Annotated in this window: 20 protein-coding genes; 8 read left to right on the top strand and 12 right to left on the bottom strand. The window is 56.9% G+C overall.

Features of this window, described 5'->3' with window-relative positions; genetic code table 11:
- Window position 1 precedes the first annotated feature (1 nt).
- The 3 genes from ACQG19_RS12495 to ACQG19_RS12485 are packed head-to-tail and all read left to right on the top strand — an operon-like array spanning window position 2 to window position 2,311.
- Complete coding sequence (locus ACQG19_RS12495; protein WP_038980672.1) at window positions 2–1,165, top strand: sialidase family protein; 1,164 nt, start codon at window positions 2–4, stop codon at window positions 1,163–1,165.
- The gene (locus ACQG19_RS12490) at window positions 1,162–1,632 is read left to right on the top strand and encodes a YhcH/YjgK/YiaL family protein (protein WP_020688620.1); all 471 of its coding nucleotides are present in this window, start codon (window positions 1,162–1,164) and stop codon (window positions 1,630–1,632) included. Before ACQG19_RS12495 ends, ACQG19_RS12490 begins: the two co-directional genes overlap by 4 nt.
- A gap of 1 nt (window position 1,633) precedes the next feature.
- Window positions 1,634–2,311: an SDR family NAD(P)-dependent oxidoreductase gene (locus ACQG19_RS12485; RefSeq protein WP_246931790.1), complete on the top strand. Its 678-nt coding sequence runs from the start codon at window positions 1,634–1,636 to the stop codon at window positions 2,309–2,311.
- On the opposite strand, the gene ACQG19_RS12480 is transcribed toward ACQG19_RS12485, so the two are convergent.
- Together ACQG19_RS12480 and ACQG19_RS12475 are read right to left on the bottom strand one after the other, a co-directional pair.
- Window positions 2,308–3,099, bottom strand: a complete 792-nt coding sequence (locus tag ACQG19_RS12480) for a PhzF family phenazine biosynthesis protein (protein WP_045294029.1) — start codon at window positions 3,097–3,099, stop codon at window positions 2,308–2,310. The genes ACQG19_RS12485 and ACQG19_RS12480 overlap by 4 nt on opposite strands.
- A 27-nt stretch (window positions 3,100–3,126) precedes the next feature.
- A complete protein-coding gene (locus ACQG19_RS12475; RefSeq protein ID WP_246931792.1) occupies window positions 3,127–3,915 on the bottom strand; it encodes a PhzF family phenazine biosynthesis protein in 789 nt (262 codons plus the stop codon).
- Window positions 3,916–4,090: 175 nt separating this feature from the next.
- Here ACQG19_RS12475 and ACQG19_RS12470 point away from each other — a divergent pair, with 175 nt between their 5' ends.
- Window positions 4,091–5,287: a sugar transporter gene (locus ACQG19_RS12470; RefSeq protein ID WP_029883786.1), complete on the top strand. Its 1,197-nt coding sequence runs from the start codon at window positions 4,091–4,093 to the stop codon at window positions 5,285–5,287.
- A gap of 83 nt (window positions 5,288–5,370) precedes the next feature.
- Here the strand turns inward: ACQG19_RS12470 and ACQG19_RS12465 are convergent, their stop codons facing one another.
- Window positions 5,371–6,036, bottom strand: a complete 666-nt coding sequence (locus ACQG19_RS12465; RefSeq protein WP_013096626.1) for a MarC family NAAT transporter — start codon at window positions 6,034–6,036, stop codon at window positions 5,371–5,373.
- Window positions 6,037–6,292: 256 nt separating this feature from the next.
- Here ACQG19_RS12465 and marR point away from each other — a divergent pair, with 256 nt between their 5' ends.
- Genes marR through marB form a run of 3 tightly spaced genes read left to right on the top strand, consistent with a single transcriptional unit; the run spans window position 6,293 to window position 7,379 of the window.
- Entirely contained in the window at window positions 6,293–6,727 is a 435-nt protein-coding gene (gene marR, locus ACQG19_RS12460; protein WP_013096627.1) for a multiple antibiotic resistance transcriptional regulator MarR, read from the top strand.
- Window positions 6,728–6,747: 20 nt separating this feature from the next.
- Window positions 6,748–7,128, top strand: a complete 381-nt coding sequence (marA, locus tag ACQG19_RS12455) for an MDR efflux pump AcrAB transcriptional activator MarA (protein ID WP_008502237.1) — start codon at window positions 6,748–6,750, stop codon at window positions 7,126–7,128.
- A gap of 32 nt (window positions 7,129–7,160) precedes the next feature.
- Window positions 7,161–7,379: a multiple antibiotic resistance protein MarB gene (marB, locus tag ACQG19_RS12450; protein WP_013096628.1), complete on the top strand. Its 219-nt coding sequence runs from the start codon at window positions 7,161–7,163 to the stop codon at window positions 7,377–7,379.
- 37 nt (window positions 7,380–7,416) lie between these two features.
- On the opposite strand, the gene eamA is transcribed toward marB, so the two are convergent.
- Window positions 7,417–8,316, bottom strand: coding sequence for an O-acetylserine/cysteine exporter (eamA, locus tag ACQG19_RS12445; protein WP_013096629.1), 900 nt, complete (start codon window positions 8,314–8,316; stop codon window positions 7,417–7,419).
- A 194-nt stretch (window positions 8,317–8,510) separates the two neighbouring features.
- On the opposite strand from eamA, the gene ydeE reads away from it, so the two are divergent.
- Entirely contained in the window at window positions 8,511–9,728 is a 1,218-nt protein-coding gene (gene ydeE, locus ACQG19_RS12440) for an efflux MFS transporter YdeE (protein ID WP_048972147.1), read from the top strand.
- 46 nt (window positions 9,729–9,774) lie between these two features.
- On the opposite strand, the gene zinT is transcribed toward ydeE, so the two are convergent.
- The 8 genes from zinT to ACQG19_RS12400 form a co-directional block, all read right to left on the bottom strand.
- Window positions 9,775–10,413, bottom strand: a complete 639-nt coding sequence (zinT, locus tag ACQG19_RS12435; RefSeq protein WP_246931794.1) for a metal-binding protein ZinT — start codon at window positions 10,411–10,413, stop codon at window positions 9,775–9,777.
- Between the two features lie 53 nt (window positions 10,414–10,466).
- Entirely contained in the window at window positions 10,467–11,165 is a 699-nt protein-coding gene (urtE, locus tag ACQG19_RS12430; protein WP_020688612.1) for an urea ABC transporter ATP-binding subunit UrtE, read from the bottom strand.
- 9 nt (window positions 11,166–11,174) lie between these two features.
- The gene (gene urtD / locus ACQG19_RS12425) at window positions 11,175–11,972 is read right to left on the bottom strand and encodes an urea ABC transporter ATP-binding protein UrtD (RefSeq protein WP_013096633.1); all 798 of its coding nucleotides are present in this window, start codon (window positions 11,970–11,972) and stop codon (window positions 11,175–11,177) included.
- Window positions 11,972–13,045, bottom strand: coding sequence for an urea ABC transporter permease subunit UrtC (gene urtC, locus ACQG19_RS12420; RefSeq protein ID WP_040020854.1), 1,074 nt, complete (start codon window positions 13,043–13,045; stop codon window positions 11,972–11,974). The genes urtD and urtC overlap by 1 nt, the downstream gene beginning before the upstream one ends.
- A complete protein-coding gene (urtB, locus tag ACQG19_RS12415; protein ID WP_013096635.1) occupies window positions 13,045–14,619 on the bottom strand; it encodes an urea ABC transporter permease subunit UrtB in 1,575 nt (524 codons plus the stop codon). Before urtB ends, urtC begins: the two co-directional genes overlap by 1 nt.
- Before the next feature lie 24 nt (window positions 14,620–14,643).
- Entirely contained in the window at window positions 14,644–15,915 is a 1,272-nt protein-coding gene (gene urtA / locus ACQG19_RS12410; RefSeq protein WP_013096636.1) for an urea ABC transporter substrate-binding protein, read from the bottom strand.
- Window positions 15,916–16,115: 200 nt separating this feature from the next.
- Window positions 16,116–17,219 carry a cobalamin-independent methionine synthase II family protein gene (locus ACQG19_RS12405; protein WP_013096637.1) on the bottom strand — a complete coding sequence of 368 codons (1,104 nt, stop codon included), beginning with the start codon at window positions 17,217–17,219 and terminating at the stop codon, window positions 16,116–16,118.
- Window positions 17,220–17,375: 156 nt separating this feature from the next.
- The gene (locus ACQG19_RS12400; RefSeq protein WP_246931797.1) at window positions 17,376–17,789 is read right to left on the bottom strand and encodes a rhodanese-like domain-containing protein; all 414 of its coding nucleotides are present in this window, start codon (window positions 17,787–17,789) and stop codon (window positions 17,376–17,378) included.
- Between the last annotated feature and the right edge of the window lie 60 nt (window positions 17,790–17,849).

The raw sequence follows: 17,849 nt of genomic DNA, 5'->3' as shown, positions 1-17,849 counted from the left end.
TATGTCTGTAACCGTAACCCGCGACGGGATTATTCGCCCACAACAGGATACGCGCGTGAAGGCGGCCATGCTGCCTTCCGCCTGCCCACAAAACCACGCGGCAAATCTGCTGCCGCTGCCGGATGGTTCGCTGATGTGCGTCTGGTTTGGCGGTACCCAGGAGGGTATTGCGGATATCTCCGTGTGGGGTTCGCGCCTGTCACCGGGAAGCCAGCAGTGGAGTGAGGCAGAAAAACTGTCGGATGATGCCACGCGCTCCGAACAGAACCCGGTTCTGTTCCTGGCACCCGATAACGTGCTGTGGCTGCTGTGGACCGCGCAAATGTCCGGCAACCAGGACACCGCTATTGTGCGCTATCGCCAGTCCCGGGATCTGGGTAAAACCTGGGGGGACATCGCGACCCTGCTCGATAAACCCGGCACCTTTATTCGTCAGCCGATTGTCGTGCTGGAGAACGGGAACTGGCTGCTGCCGGTGTTTTACTGCCGCACCCGGCCGGGTGAGAAATGGGTCGGTAACGATGACATCAGCGCGGTGAAAATCTCCGAAGACGGAGGCAAAACCTGGCGTGATGTTGAGGTGCCGGACAGCCTGGGCTGCGTCCATATGAATATCACCCCGCTGCGCAATGGCACCCTGGTTGCCCTGTTCCGCAGCCGCTGGGCGGATAACATTTATTACAGCCAGTCAACGGACAACGGCGAAAGCTGGTCCGTGCCGGAACCCACGGTATTACCTAACAACAATTCCTCTATCCAGGTGACAACGCTTGCCAGTGGCGAGCTGGCGCTGGTGTTTAACCTCATGAGCGCCGCCGGGGCGCAGGAGCGTCGCACCTCGCTGTACGATGAAATTGACGATGGCGATGGCCGTAAAGAGCCGGTTGTGACCCACGGTCGAACCGCCTTCTGGGGTGCCCCGCGTGCGCCAATGACCGTCGCCATTTCGCCGGACGGAGGCAAAAGCTGGCCGTGGCAACGGCATCTGGACGAGGGAGATGGCTACTGCATGACTAACAACTCTCTGGAGAAACTGAACCGTGAGTTTTCCTATCCAAGCATTAAACAGAGTCCGGATGGCAGCCTGCATATCGCCTACACCTACTTTCGTCAGGCCATAAAATACGTGCGGGTGACGCCCGAGTGGGTCAAGGAGTCAGCATGATTATTGGACATCTCGACGCCCTGCCGCTGGCAGGGTTACCGCCGGTGTTGTATGCCCTGCTGTCCCGCCCGGACTGCACGCTGCAGGCGCTTAGCGAACGCGATGACGGCCGCTGGCAGCCGGACAATGCCCCCTGGTTTTGCCAGATTGGTCCGGCGCAGACGCAGCCGCGCGCGGAGCGGCATACGGAGTACCATCACCAGTGGGCGGATATTCAGGTTGTGCTGGCGGGAGAAGAACTCATCTATGCCGGCGCGCGCCCTGTTGGCAAGCCGGATGACGAAGAGCGTAAAGCGGACCTGTTCATTGCCAGCTCATCGGCACATAGCGTCGGGATCCGCCTTGGCGCGGGTGACTTTGCGGTCTTTTCTCCCGGAGAACCACACCAGGCGCTGTGCGCCAGCGGCGCGCCGATGACCGTGCGCAAAGCGGTGTTTAAAGTTCCTCGTTCAATGCTGGAGGTCTGACATGCGTCACGCCGTCGTGACCGGAGCCAGCTCCGGAATTGGTGAGGCCATCGTTAAGCGTTTACTGGCGGAAGGCTGGCAGGTCACCGGACTCAGCCGCCGCGCCGTGATGCCGGATACCCCTGGCTTTACTGGGTTACGCGTGGATATCACCGACCCTGAGGCGCTGAACAGCGCCCTGCACGCCATCGCGACACCGCAGGCGGTGATCCACGCCGCCGGGATGATGGCCGCCGCCCCACTGGGGCAACTGGAAAGCAGGGTTGGCGCGTCACTGTGGCAACTGCACGTTCAGGCCTGCGAAGCCCTGTTTAACCATTTCGCGCCCGCTATGGCCGCCGGTGGACGATTTGTGGCGATTGGCAGCAGAACCTCCCGCGGGGCGGCAGGTCGTTCGCAGTATGTTGCCACCAAGGCGGCGATGACAGGGATGGTCAGAAGCTGGGCGGCGGAACTGGCCCCGCGTGGGATCACCGCGAACGTGGTCGCGCCGGGCGCCACCCAAACGCCGATGCTTAGCGCACCGGGGCGAGAAAGTTCACCGCCTACCTGTCCGCCCATCGGCCGTCTTATCACGCCAGAAGAGGTCGCAGGACTGGTGAATTTCTTGCTCAGCGATGAAGTCGCCGCCATCACCGGCCAGGAGATGGTGATATGCGGCGGCGCCTCGCTCAGTTAGCGCAGGAAGATACGCCCTTTCAGATAGAGCGTCGCCTGGCCGCCAATCAGCACACGGTCGCCCTTCAGTTCGCAGCGCAGATCCCCGCCACGGTATGAAACCTGGCGGGCGTTCATCGACGTTTTGCCCAGCTTCTCGCTCCAGTACGGTATCAGCATGCTGTGCGTCGATCCGGTGACCGGATCTTCCGGTACCCCTTCGCCCGGGCAGAAGAAGCGGCTGACGAAGTCATACTCCTCTCCTGGTGCCGTCACGCAGACCATTTTCCCGAGCGGCGCCATCGCTGCAATATCCGGGGTTAAGGCCTCTACCTGTTGCTGGCTCTCCAGTACCACCATGAAATCCCGTCCGACGCGGACCTCTTTAGCCTGGTCTATCCCCAGCGCGCTGAACAGGCCCGGCGGGGGATTGTCGACCACCTCGGTCGACCACGCAGGGAAATTGAGCGTCAGCCAGTCGCCGCTGCGTTTCACCGTCAACTCACCCACGAAGCGCGTGGTGAAGGTGATTTCGGTATGCGGATAATCGAGGTATTCGAAAATCACGTGGGAGGCTGCCAGCGTCGCGTGGCCGCAGAGGTTGATTTCATGCAGCGTGGTAAACCAGCGCAGCTCGAACCCGGTGTCGGTGCGTACGAAAAACGCCGTCTCAGACTGGTTATGCTGTTGCGCCATTTTGAGCAGCGTCTCATCCGAAAGCCACTCCTCCAGCGGGCATACCGCCGCTGCATTGCCGCCAAACGCCCTGTCGCTGAAGGCATCCACCAGATAAAAATCAATTTCCTGCATTGTCTTTTCCTCTGTTGTTATAGGTATCTAGCGCAGAAAAACTGTGCCTTTCAAATAGCATGACGCCTGTCCGCTCATCAGCACGCGCGAGCCTTTTAGCTCGCACCGCACGTCGCCGCCCCGCGCGGAAACCTGACGGGCATACATCGTCGTTTTACCCATTTTTTCGCTCCAGTAAGGAATGAGCATGGTATGTGCAGAGCCGGTCACCGGATCTTCCCAGACGGCAACGCCGGGGGAGAAAAAGCGGCTGACGAAATCGTAATCCCCGTCGCCCCGCGCCGTAACGGCAACCTTATGTTCGCCAGGCGTCATGGCTGAAATTGTCGGTGCGAGTGCTTCAACCTGCTGGCGATCTTCCAGCACCACCACCCATGCGCGGCCTTTGCGGGCTTCAACGTAGCGGCGGATACCGAGCGCCGCGAGCATCTCCGGCGGGGGCGTCTCTTCATGCGTGGGACATGCCGGGAAATCCAGCGTCAGCCACTCCCCCTCCCGGCTCACCGTCAGGCGGCCAGAGGCCGTTTCGAAGTGGATCCGCGAGTCAGGATAGCCCAGCTCATTGAACAGAACGTACGCCGCAGCAAGCGTGGCGTGACCGCAAAGATTAACTTCGGTCAGCGTGGTAAACCAGCGTAGCTCAATGCCCCCTTTCGTACAGACGAAAAATGCGGTTTCCGACTGATTATGCTGTTGCGCCATTTTCAGTAACGTTTCGTCCGGCAGCCACGCCTTGAGCGGGCAAACGGCAGCCGGATTTCCGCCAAATGACACATTGCTAAACGCATCGACCAGATAAAAATCAATCTCCTGCACTGTCTTACCGCCTGTTTTTGTTGGAGTGTTCTTTTATATTCAATGAAAACCCTGCCTCCGGCTACCGCTTTCATAAGGTAAATATTGAGATCTGCATCACATAATGGTTGAGTTTTCGCCGTGCAAGGCTTTAAGATCGTCTCCTCTTCTTTTGCAACGAATCTCCGACATCCCTATGACAACGAACACAGTTTCCCGCAGGGTTGCGTGGCTACGCGTGGTCACGCTGGCTATTGCCGCGTTTATTTTCAACACCACAGAATTTGTTCCGGTTGGGCTGTTGTCTGACATCGCAGAGAGTTTCCAGATGGAAACGGCGCAGGTGGGCATTATGTTGACCATTTACGCCTGGGTGGTGGCGTTGATGTCGCTGCCGTTTATGCTGCTTACCAGCCAGATGGAGCGGCGTAAGCTACTGATCGGGCTGTTTGCGTTGTTTATCGCCAGCCACGTGCTGTCGTTCCTGGCGTGGAATTTTACGGTGCTGGTGTTAAGCCGCGTCGGGATCGCCTTTGCGCATGCCGTTTTCTGGTCGATTACCGCGTCGCTGGCTATCCGGCTGGCACCGGCGGGTAAACGCGCCCAGGCGCTGAGCCTGATTGCCACCGGGACCGCGCTGGCGATGGTGCTGGGCCTGCCGATTGGCCGTATCGTGGGCCAGTACTTCGGCTGGCGTACCACGTTCTTCGCCATTGGCATGGGAGCGCTGGTTACCCTGGTGTGTCTGGTAAAACTGCTGCCGAAGCTGCCAAGCGAACATTCCGGCTCACTGAAAAGCCTGCCGCTGTTGATGCGTCGCCCGGCGCTGCTGAGCATTTATCTGCTTACCGTTATTGTGGTCACCGCCCACTATACGGCTTACAGCTATATCGAGCCGTTCGTTCAGGTGGTGGCCGGCTTTAGCGGCAATTTTGCCACCCTTCTCCTGCTGCTCCTTGGCGGGGCGGGCATTATTGGCAGTATTCTTTTCGGCAAGCTTGGCAATCAGCACGCTTCAGCGCTGGTGAGCAGCGCCATCGGTTTGCTGCTGGCGTGTCTGCTGCTGCTGATGCCCGCCGCGGGCAGTGAAAGCCAGCTGGCGATCCTCAGCCTGTTCTGGGGTGTGGCGATCATGATTATCGGTCTCGGGATGCAGGTGAAAGTGCTGGCCCTCGCGCCGGATGCCACAGACGTGGCGATGTCGCTGTTCTCGGGCATTTTTAACCTGGGCATTGGCGCGGGTGCGCTGGTGGGCAATCAGGTGATTCTGCACGTGTCCATGTCGGCGATTGGCTATCTGGGGGCCATTCCGGCACTGGTGGCGCTTATCTGGTCGGTGCTGATCTTCCGTAAATGGCCGGTGGCGCTGGAGGAACAGGGGCAGCACGGGTGACGTCTGTTTGTGCCGGGTGGCGGCTACGCCTTACCCGGCCTACAAACCCGTAATAACGTCAGCCCCGCCACCCGGCAATGACCTCAGTGGTAAGTCTTAATAATCTCCAGCACGCCGTTAATAATAAACTGCACGCCCATACATACCAGCAAGAACCCCATCAGACGGGAAATCGCCTCGATACCGCCTTTGCCGACCCAGCGCATAATTGCCCCGGAACTGCGCAACGATGCCCACACAATAATGCCGATCAGTGCAAATATCAGCGGTGGCGCTACGGTCACGACCCAGTCCGGAAACGTAGTGCCGTCACGTACCGTTGAGGCAGAACTGATGATCATCGCAATGGTCCCTGGCCCTGCCGTGCTCGGCATGGCTAGCGGTACAAAGGCGATATTCGCACTCGGTTCGGTCTCCAGCTCTTCGGATTTGCTCTTCGCTTCAGGCGATTCATGCGCTTTTTGCGCCGGAAACAGCATGCGGAAACCGATAAAGGCCACAATCAGCCCCCCGGCGATACGCAGGCCAGGGATGGAGATCCCGAAGGTATTCATCACCAGCTGACCGGCGTAGTAAGCCACCATCATGATGGCGAACACATACACTGAGGCCATCATCGACTGATGATTGCGCTCTGCGCTGTTCATATTCCCTGCCAGCCCGAGGAAAAGCGCTACCGTCGTTAACGGGTTGGCCAACGGCAGTAATACCACCAGCCCAAGACCAATTGCTTTTATCAAATCCAACATAGTGCGTCGTTGTCCTTATCCATGTTTATCACCGCAATTATAGGGTGAAAGTGTGACATTGAGCTATTCACGCAACGTAACGATTATTTTCATAAAGGAACGATAACCCTGCGTTATCTGTATGATTTGAAAGACCTCAACAAAAGTTCATGAAACGTTTTAGCAATTCGTGGCATCCGCAGATCCATTCAGTTGACTTATACTTGCCTGAGCAATAATATCTGCCGTGATTAAACTACTTGCCAGGGCAACCATTGTGAAAAGCACCAGTGATATCTTCAACGACGTTGTTCCGCTGGGTCGTCTTATTCATCTGGTTAATCAGAAAAAAGACCGCCTGCTGAATGACTATCTGTCGCCGCTGGATATCACCGCAACGCAGTTTAAAGTGCTGTGCTCCATTCGCTGCCAGGTGTGTATCACCCCGGTTGAGTTAAAAAAGGTGCTCTCTGTCGATCTGGGCGCGCTGACCCGCATGCTGGATCGTCTCGTCTGTAAAGGATGGATAGAACGAAGCCCTAACCCGAATGACAAGCGCGGCGTCCTGGTGACACTCACCAGCGACGGTGCGGATATGTGTGAACAATGTCATCAATTAGTAGGACAAACACTGCATCAGGAACTAACAAAAAACTTAACGGCAGAAGAAGTGGCAACGCTTGAGCTTTTGCTTAAGAAAATACTGCCGTAAACAGAAAAAGAGGTATGACGATGTCCAGACGCAATACTGACGCTATCACTATTCATAGCATTTTGGACTGGATCGAAGATAACCTGGAATCGCCGCTCTCCCTTGAAAAAGTGTCTGAGCGTTCAGGTTACTCCAAATGGCACCTGCAACGGATGTTTAAAAAAGAGACCGGTCATTCATTAGGTCAATATATTCGCAGCCGCAAGCTGACGGAAATTGCCCAAAAACTGAAAGAAAGCAATGAACCGATCCTTTATCTGGCGGAGCGATACGGGTTTGAATCGCAACAGACCCTGACGCGTACGTTTAAGAACTACTTCGACGTGCCGCCTCATAAGTATCGTATCACCAGCGTGCCGGGTGAATCCCGATACCTTTATCCGCTAAAACATTGTAGTTAATCATCGCCTGTAAAGACGTAACCGAGGAAATCATGAACGTTACCGCCTCCGCCGCCCTCGCCTTGCTGGTGCTCTTTTCCAGCCAGACCTTCGCGGAGCAACCCCCTCGTGCAACGCAGCAAAATAATCATGACACGATGATTTTGCCGTCAGCACATAGCCAGTCCCCTTATGATTTCAACCACATGGGGTCTGGTAGCGACAAATCCGACGAATTAGGCGTGCCTTATTATAATCAGCACGGCTTCTGATTCGTTTTGCCCCGCCGATGCGGGGCTTTTTTCTGCCCTAATTCCGCACTCGCGCCGCCCGACGTACGCGTAAGCCAAACACGTTGATATACAGCCCGGCCATGATCAGCACCGCGCCGAGCAGCTGTAATGCACTCAGCTTTTCGTCCAGCAAAATCGCAGCGCTCGCCAGCCCGACAACCGGCACCAGCAGTGATAACGGCGCCACGCGCCAGGTTTCGTAGCGCCCCAGCAGAGAACCCCAGATCCCGTACCCGATAATGGTGGCGACAAACGCCAGGTAGACCAGTGAAAGAATAGTGGTGAGATCGATTTCAACCAGACTCGTCAGCATCACCGCCGGGCCATCAAAAATCAGCGAGGCCACCATAAACGGCACAATCGGGATCAGCGCGCTCCAGACCACCAGCGACATGACCTGCGGGCGTGTTTCATGCTGCATGATCAGCTTGTTGAAAATATTGCCGCAGGCCCAGCTCAGCCCCGCTGCCAGCGTCAGCATAAAGCCCAGCAACGCCACGTGCTGGCCGTTCAGGCTGGCCTCAATCAGCACCAGCACGCCAAACACGGCCAGAGTGATCCCCGCCAGCTGTTTGCCCTGTAAACGCTCGCCAAAAACAAACGCACCGAGAATGATGGTGAAGAACGCCTGCGCCTGCAGCACCAGCGAAGCAAGACCGGCAGGCATACCGAACTTAATGGCGCAGAACAGAAATGCAAACTGGCCAAAGCTGATGGTCAGGCCATAACCCAGCAGGAGCGTTAGCGGGATTTTCGGGCGGGCAACAAAAAACAGTGCCGGGAAGGCGACCAGCATAAAGCGCAAACCGGCCAACATCAGCGGGGGCATGTTATGCAACCCCACTTTGATGACCACAAAATTAAGTCCCCATACGATGACCACCAGCAGTGCCAGCAATCCGTCTTTACGCGTCATACCCTGCCCCTGATTTATTAATAATTTGTTAACACTTCAAGGTAACAGAAAAAAGTGCGTCGCGAGAAGATCATTAATTCTGGCAGGCAGTTGAAGCACTTACGGATAAATTGGGCGCTATACAAGCTTCTTATGTCGTGATACTCCTTTTAGGACACACTATAAAAAAGCATAAGCATTTGTCGGGCAGGAATATGAAACCATCTCTCAGGCGCTCAACCGCAGCGCTGCTGGCATCGTCATTGTTATTAACCATCGGTCGTGGCGCTACGCTGCCGTTTATGACTATTTATCTCACGCGCGTGTTTAACATGAGCGTCGAGAATATTGGTTATGCCCTGACCATCGCCTTGACCATCGGCGTGGTATTCAGCCTGGGGTTTGGCATTCTGGCCGATAAGTTCGATAAAAAGCGCTACATGCTGATCGCGATTGTGGCGTTTATCGCCGGTTTTGTGGCGATCCCGCTGGTCAATAACGTCACGCTGGTGGTGCTGTTCTTTTCGTTAATCAACTGTGCCTATTCTGTTTTCTCGACGGTGCTGAAAGCCTGGTTCTCCGACGTGCTGACCTCCAGTGAAAAAGCCCGCGTTTTTTCGCTGAACTACAGTTTTTTGAACATCGGCTGGACGATCGGGCCGCCTCTTGGCACGTTTCTGGTGATGTACAGCCTGCAGCTGCCGTTCTGGCTGGCCGCGTTCTGTGCCGCTCTGCCGCTGGGGTTTATCCACTTCTTTGTGCAAAAAAGCATTGCGTTAGATGCCGCGGAGCAGAAGACAACGTGGCAGCCGTCGGTTTTGCTGAAAGACCGCGCGCTGTTCTGGTATACGCTCTCTGGCCTGCTCGCGTCATACGTCGGCGGGTCGTTCGCGAGCTGTATTTCGCAGTATGTTCTGGCTGCACATGCAGACAGTGATTTCGCCGAAAAGGTGGTCGCCGTGGTTCTGCCCGTCAATGCCGCAGTGGTGGTGACGCTGCAGTACGCACTCGGACGCAAAATCTCTGCCAGTAATATTCGCCCGTTGATGACAGCCGCCACCCTGTTTTTTATCGTGGGGTTGGGTGGCTTTATGATCTCCGGAGAAAACCTGATTTACTGGGGCATCGCCGCCGCCATCTTTACGCTGGGTGAGATTATTTATGCACCGGGTGAATATATGCTGATCGACAACATCGCCCCGCCGGGTATGAAAGCAAGCTACTTCTCCGCTCAGGCGCTGGGCTGGCTCGGCGCGGCGGCCAACCCGATGATCACCGGCATCATCCTGACCCATTTGCCGCACTGGTCGCTGTTTATGATTATGATGGCGGCTATCGTCATTGCCTGGCTGATGATCCTGCGTGGAATGAGCGTGAAGCGTGAAGATTGCGTGTCGGGTAGCGCTGCGCTTACCCGACCTACAAAACCCTGATCGCAGGCCGGGTAAGGCGTAGCCGCCACCCGGCAACAGCAACAGCCTAGTGGTGCAACATCTCCTCCACCACCTGCTCTTTGTACATCTCGTTTGGATAATAGGTCGGCCAGTTATCCATCTCTTTCAGCAGTGCCTCGTGGGAGGTATTGCCCATAAAGATGTGGAAGTGGGATGAGGCTTTTGGCGCAATGGTGTGGTCGCTGAACTGAACAAACTTCGGTGCCTTGCTGCCCGCGTCCTTACACTCAAACAGATAGCGAACACCTTTTTTGCCTGACGCGTAGGTCAGAATTTTGTAGCCGCTGTAATCATACTGACAGCGGCTGACCTCTTTACCTTTGTGGAATTCCATGACGTTATTTTCGATGCCGATAGCCTCCACATCGGTGGCGTACCCCGTGCGGTAATAGGCTTTGATCTCGTCGAACGTTTTATTGTCCTTCTGCGCCTTCTTTTTGAAAACCGGATCCAGCGAGCCATCCAGCAGGAAGGGATAAACGGACTGCCAGGTGCCGTCCCAGTCGGACAGTTTCCGGTCCTTAACGTCTTTGTCCGCAAACACGCCGTTTGCCGCCTTTTGCTCCGCTTCGGTCATCTGGTGACCGTGTGAGTGGGCAAACAGCTGGCCGCTGACCAGCAGCGCCCCCAGAGTCATCGCAAATTTTCCAATATGTGCAGCCACAACAGTATCCTCACTCCGTTTTTATAAGAATGAGAATGTTATATTATAACATTTCAGATCGCAACCTGTCCGCGAACGCCCTCCTGCTCCATGTTTTCTCCCCGTCCTCGCTGGATAATGGTGCCGCGAGACATGAGCAGATAGCTGTCTGCCAGCGCTGCCGCAAAGTCATAAAACTGCTCCACAAGCAGGATCGCCATGTCCCCCCGGTCTGCAAGCTGGCGGATCACGTGGCCAATCTCTTTGATTACCGAGGGCTGAATGCCTTCGGTAGGTTCATCAAGGATCAGCAGCTGCGGACGGCTCGCCAGGGCGCGACCTATCGCCAGCTGCTGCTGTTGTCCGCCAGATAGATCGCCTCCGCGTCGATGCTTCATCTCTTTTAATACCGGGAAAAGCTGCCAGATTTCCTCCGGGACATGTTTTGCTTCCCGGGCTGAGAAGCGCGAGAGCCCCATGAGCAGATTCTCTTCCACGGTTAAGCGCGGGAAAATCTCACGTCCCTGCGGTACATACGCCACGCCAGACTGCACCCGCTGGTGCGGCTTGCTGTGGGTGATCTTTTTCCCCTGCCAGATAACCTCACCCGTTTTCGCCGGGATCAGCCCCATCAGACACTTCAGCAGCGTGGTTTTACCCACGCCATTGCGCCCCAGCAGGCAGGTCACTTCGCCGGTGATGGCCTCAAAGCTCACGCCGCGCAGAATATGACTTCCACCGTAATATTGATTCAGTTCGTTAACCTGTAACATCAAGGCTCCTTAGCGTCCCAGATAGACTTCAATCACCTGCTCGTTGGCCTGTACCTCGCGCAGCGAGCCTTCTGCCAGCACCTGTCCCTGATGCAGTACGGTCACGCGATCGGCAATGGTTTCAACAAACCCCATGTCATGCTCAACCACCATCAATGAGTGTTTGCCTGCCAGGGTCCGGAAAAGCTCGGCGGTGTACTCGGTCTCCGCGTCCGTCATCCCGGCGGCGGGTTCGTCCAGCAACAGCAGATGCGGATCCTGGACCAGCAGCATTCCGATCTCGAGGAACTGTTTTTGTCCGTGCGAAAGCAGTCCGGCGCGGCGGTCGCGTTCACCGGCGAGCCGCAGCAGGACCAGCATCTCATCAATACGATCGCGCTGTTCGCCGTTAAGTTTGGCCCGCAGGCTTGCCCAGACGGACTTGTCGGTTTTCATGGCGATCTCAAGGTTTTCCCATACCGTCAGCGCCTCAAATACCGTCGGTTTCTGAAACTTGCGGCCAATCCCCTGGCGCGCAATGGCGGCTGGCTCAAGCTGGGTCAGATCTACCGACTGGTCATAAACGGCTTTACCGCTTTTTGGCCGCGTTTTGCCGGTGATCACGTCCATCAGCGTGGTTTTTCCCGCGCCGTTTGGGCCAATCACGCAGCGCAACTCGCCCACGCCGATGTTCAGCGTGAGATCCGTCAGCGCCTGAAACCCATCGAAGTTAACGTTGATCTTATCCAGCTGCAGCACCGGGTCCGTCTGCTCGCGATAGCGATCCCCGGGCAACTGGCGAGTGAATAATCCTTCGGCTGGCTGCATTATTTCTCTCCCTTACGAAACAGGCCGTAGACGCCGCGCGGTAAAAACAGCGTAACCGCGATAAAAATCAGCCCGAGAAACAGCTGCCAGTATTCCGGCATTGCGACGGTGAAGAAACTCTTCGCGCCGTTCACCAGCGCCGCGCCAATGACCGGGCCAACCAGCGTGCCGCGGCCGCCCAGCGCCACCCAGATGGCGGCCTCAATGGAGTTGGTCGGCGACATTTCACCGGGGTTAATAATCCCGACCTGCGGCACATAGAGCGCTCCCGCCAGGCCACACAGCATGGCGGAAAGCGTCCATACCAGCAGCTTAAATCCCTTCGGATCGTAGCCGCAAAACGTCAGGCGGTTTTCAGCGTCGCGCACGGCAGTCAGAATACGGCCAAACTTGCTTCTGGCGAGGGCAATGCCGATGCCAAGCGTGAGGAGCAGCAACATGACGGTCGCCAGAAACAGCGCGATACGTGTCGTGGTCGCGGTGATGGAGAACCCCAGCAACGTGGTAAAACCGGTAAAACCGTTATTGCCACCAAACCCGGTTTCGTTGCGAAAGAACAGCAACATTCCCGCGTACGTCAGGGCCTGCGTCATGATCGAGAAATAAACCCCTTTGATTTTTGAGCGAAAGGCAAACCAGCCAAACACCAGCGCCAGCAGCCCCGGCACCATCACAATCAGTACCAGCGTCCAGGCAAAGTGCTGGGTTCCCCACCAGAACCACGGCAGTTCACTCCAGGAGAGAAACGACATAAATGCGGGCAGCCCATCGCCCGCGGCCTCGCGCATCAGGTACATCCCCATGGCGTATCCGCCCAGGGCGAAGAAGATCCCGTGGCCCAGCGAGAGCATACCGGCATATCCCCATACCAGATCGAGCGCCACCGCAACGATGGCGTAGCACAGGATTTTGCCGAGCAGCGTCAGCATCCAGGTCGACAGCGCCAGCGGATGGGTGGCGGGCAACATCGCAAAGAACGGCAATATAAGCAAACACGCCACCAGCAGGCTGCCTGCAATCTGCGTTGTGCGTGGCGCTTTTCGCGCCAGTTTTAAGGTAAGTGGCTGGCTCATCAGTCAGTGACCCTCCCTTTCAGCGCAAACAATCCCTGCGGACGTTTCTGAATAAACAGAATAATGGCCACCAGAATGACGATTTTGCCCAGCACGGCCCCCATCTGCGGCTCAAGAATTTTGTTGAAGATCCCAAGGCCAAACGCCGCCGCCACGCTCCCTGCCAATTGTCCAACGCCACCAAGAACCACCACCAGGAAGGAGTCGATAATGTAACCCTGGCCCAGTTCCGGCCCGACGTTGCCCAGCTGGGAGAGCGCCACGCCGCCTAAACCGGCGATGCCGGAGCCCAGACCAAACGCCAGCATATCGACACGTCCGGTCGGCACCCCGCAACAGGCCGCCATGCTGCGGTTTTGCGTTACCGCACGCACGTTCAGGCCGAGACGGGTTTTATTCAGGACCAGCCAGGTGAAGAACAGCACCATCAGCACAAAGCCCAATACCACAATGCGGTTCCACGGTAGCGTCAGGTTGGCAAACACCTGCACCCCGCCTGACAGCCAGGCCGGGTTTGCCACCTCCAGGTTTTGTGCGCCAAACGTCATGCGTACCAGCTGAATCAGCATCAGGCTGATACCCCAGGTGGCGAGTAATGTCTCCAGCGGACGACCGTAGAGATGGCGGATCACGGTGCGTTCAAGGATCATCCCGATGCCTGCGGTCAGGCAGAAGGCGACAGGCAGCGCGACGACCGGATACAGCGCCAGCCACTGAGGCGTGACGCTGGCCATGATCTGCTGAACCATCCACGTGGCGTACGCCCCCAGCATCAGCATCTCGCCGTGCGCCATGTTGATGACACCCAGCAGCCCATAGGTAATTGCCAGTCCCAGCGCCGCCAGCAGCAGGACCGAGCCCAGCGACAGCCCCATAAACGCCTGCCCGAGGAGATCGCCCCACATCAGACGGTGCTGAATTTGGCTCAGGCTCTCCCCGGCGGCGGCACGTACGCGGGCATCCGGTTCGGTTTGCGTCTGGGTATATGGCATGAGTCGGGATGGCACGTCCGGGTCGTCAGATTGCCCGAGCCGTTCAATAGCCTGAAGACGCACGTCAGCCTGTGGGCTGGCGAGCTGGAGATTAGCCAGCGCCAGCAGCAGCGACTGGCGCGCCACATCGTCCGTTTCACTGCTTACCCGCGTTTGCAGTAGGCCGATCATTTCCGGCTGCGCATCCCGCTGTAACTGGCGCGCGGCGGCACGCCGCTGCGTGACGTTGTCACTGATAAGCTGATGCGTAGCGTTGGCCGTGGCGGCCAGCACCCGCAGACGGTTGGTCAGGCGTACGGCTTTGGTTTGCCCTTCTGCAGCAGGGGAATCTCCCAGCGCCACCATCTCGCCATTGCGTCGCGCAAAGGCATGTTTCTGGCTGTCGGCAAACAGATTTTCGTTTTGCAGCGCCTGCAGTAACGGCAGTCTTGCGGCATCCGGCGCGAGAGCCCAGCGGGTCAGCATATCCGCCTGCTGGCTGCGGCTGGCGGCAACAAATTGATCGGCATCCGATGCCTGCGCCATCCCTGGCAGCAGTCCGGTAAGCCATACAATAGCGATCATCATGCGCATGGCGTTCATGACTTTTCTCCCTGCAGTAATGGCTTAGTTGCTGGCGGTCTTCATCGGCTGATCGGGCTTTTTATCATTCCCGGCGATGAACGGGCTCCACGGCTGGGCGCGTACCGGCTCTTCCGTCTGCCAGACCACGTTAAACTGGCCGTTACCTTCGATTTCACCGATCATGACCGGCTTATGCAGGTGATGGTTGGTGGCATCCATGGTGAGCGTAAAACCGGAGGGTGCCTTAAAGGACTGTCCGGCCATGGCCGCGCGCACTTTATCCACGTCGGTGGTGCCTGCTTTCTCTACCGCCTGTGCCCACATGTGGATCCCAACATAGGTGGCTTCCATCGGGTCGTTGGTGACTACGGTATCGGCGTTAGGCAGCTTATGGGCTTTGGCATAGGCTTTATAGTCCGCCACGAAGGCCTGGTTGGTCGGATTATCCACGGACTCGAAGTAGTTCCACGCGGCCAGGTTGCCGACCAGCGGTTTGGTGTCAATCCCGCGCAGCTCCTCTTCGCCAACGGAAAACGCCACTACCGGGACATCGGTTGCTTTCAGCCCCTGGTTAGCCAGTTCTTTGTAGAACGGGACGTTAGAATCGCCGTTGATGGTGGAGACCACCGCGGTTTTACCGCCTGCGGAGAATTTCTTGATGTTGGCGACGATGGTCTGGTAGTCACTGTGTCCGAACGGGGTGTAGACCTCTTCGATATCTTTGTCTTCCACGCCTTTGGAGTGCAGGAAGGCGCGCAGGATCTTGTTGGTGGTTCGCGGGTAGACGTAATCCGTGCCCAACAGGAAGAAGCGTTTAGCGCTACCGCCGTCTTCGCTCATCAGGTATTCCACCGCCGGAATGGCCTGCTGGTTTGGCGCCGCACCGGTATAGAAGACGTTCGGCGACATCTCTTCGCCTTCGTATTGCACCGGATAGAACAGCAGACCGTTCAGTTCCTCAAATACCGGCAGTACGGATTTACGTGACACCGAGGTCCAGCAGCCAAACACCACGGCCACTTTATCCTGGCTCAGCAGCTGACGCGCTTTTTCGGCAAACAGCGGCCAGTTAGAGGCCGGATCAACCACCACTGGCTCCAGTTTTTTACCCAGCACCCCGCCTTTGGCGTTGATCTCGTCAATCGTCATCAGGGCGACATCTTTCAGCGGCGTTTCTGAGATCGCCATCGTGCCGGAGAGCGAATGCATAATCCCCACTTTGATGGTATCGGCCGCCTGTGCGCCAAAACTCATCCCCATAGCAACGACTGACGCAGACAACGCGAAGGCTTTTAATAATGTACGACGATGCATATTTTCACTCCTGAAAAAGAACGCTGTGCGAAGACGTCCGTTACGGCATGGACGCGGAAAAATGTCTCAGCGAAACAGGAGCAAAAAGGATGCCAGGATGAATAACGTGCTATTGCAGGATGTGTAACGCGGGATGTAAAGAGAACGACTCAGAATGGTACAGCGCTGCACTTTTATAATGCAGCGCTGTGACGACGGAATTACCAGACTTCGCTGGCGATCTGCGTGACCAGACGCACTTTGTCCCACTGCTGGGCTTCACTCAGGGTGTTGCCCTCTTCGGTGGAGGCAAAACCGCACTGCGGGCTGAGGCAGATCTGCTCTTTTGCCACGTATCTGGCCGCCTCCTCCAGGCGCGCCTTCACCCCTTCAGGGTTTTCCAGCTCGCCATTTTTGGTGGTGATCAGCCCAAGTACCACCTGCTGCTTGCCCGGGCGGACAAAGCGCAGCGGTGCGAAATCACCGCTACGGTCATTGTCGTACTCCAGGAAGAAGGCATCGACGTTCACCGTGCCGAACAGCACCTGGGCCACCGGCTCATAGCCGCCTTCGGAAATCCAGGTGGAGCGGAAGTTACCGCGACAGACATGCAGACCGATGGTCAAATCGTCTGGTTTTCCTTCCAGCGCCTTGTTCAGCACGCGGGCATAGGTACGCGCCAGCTCATCGGCATCTTCCCCGCGCTCGCGGATCTGACGACGCTGGTCATCCGAACAGAGGTAGGCCCAGACGGTATCATCCAGTTGCAGATAGCGACAGCCTGCATCATAAAATGCCCGGATGGCGTCGCGCCAGGTGGTGGCCAGATCGTCAAAATAGTCATTCAGATCAGGATAGACCGTCGCATCGATGTCTTTGCGACCGCCACGGAAGTGCAGCACGCTCGGGCTGGGAATGGTCATTTTTGGCTGCGCGTTGCCGCTGATGCTTTTCAGATAGCGGAAGTCTTCCAGCATCGGATGATCGCCAAAGCCCAGCTTGCCGGTGACGCGCACGCCGTGCGCTTTGGTCTGCACGCCGTTGAACTGAATGCCCTGCTGTGAATCGTAACGCTCAACCCCCTGCAGACCATCGAAGAAATCGAAGTGCCACCAGGCGCGACGGAACTCACCGTCGGTGACCACGTGCAGGCCGCAGGCGCACTGCTGTTCGACCACCTGGCGGATCGCGTCATCTTCCACCGCGCGAAGTTGCCCGGCATCAATCTCACCGCGGGCAAACTGCTGGCGAGCCTGTTTGATGGCATCCGGGCGTAAAAAACTGCCGACTACATCGGCGCGGTATGGTGCGTGCTGTCGCTGCATGGAAATCTCCTCTGTCTGCCGGCGATAATTGCCAGCAGTGATAATTCATCTCTTGAAGCTTTAGACTTCTGGATGTCTAAATGTCCAAAAAAGATGACATACCTGCTGTATCCCGGCAAACGAGAAAATTTCACGACAGTTGAAATTTATTCATGTTCACAGCACGGCAGCGGTTTCGCTACTGGCGAACGCGTACTGTTCGTCCTCCCAGCCGGTGATGCCGCCAATCATGATTTTCACCGGCAGTCCGAGACGCGCCAGCTTCAGCGCGGCTCTGTCCGCACCGTTACAGTGCGGCCCCGCGCAGTACACCACGAACAGCGTATCGGTCGGCCACTGCGCCATGCGCGCCTCGGTGATCTGGCTCCAGGGCATATGTATCGCACCGGGCACATGACGACGGGCAAACTGCTCAGGTTTCCCGACAACATGCAGCAACACAAAGTCCTGCTCGTTATTCGTCAGCGCATGGTGCACATCGGCACAGTCTGTTTCGACGCTCAGGCGACGCAGAAAATGGGTAACGGCTTCCTGCGGCTCGGCAGCCGGAAATTCAGTAACATAACTCATGATCCTTCCTCATCTTTGGCGTTTGTGTTAACACTACTCTATCCAGAAATTGATCACGTG

The sequence above is a fragment of the Enterobacter cloacae complex sp. 277I4 genome (assembly GCF_050031465.1).
Lineage (GTDB): Bacteria > Pseudomonadota > Gammaproteobacteria > Enterobacterales > Enterobacteriaceae > Enterobacter > Enterobacter cloacae.
This window is presented reverse-complemented; position numbering and strand designations above follow the sequence as displayed.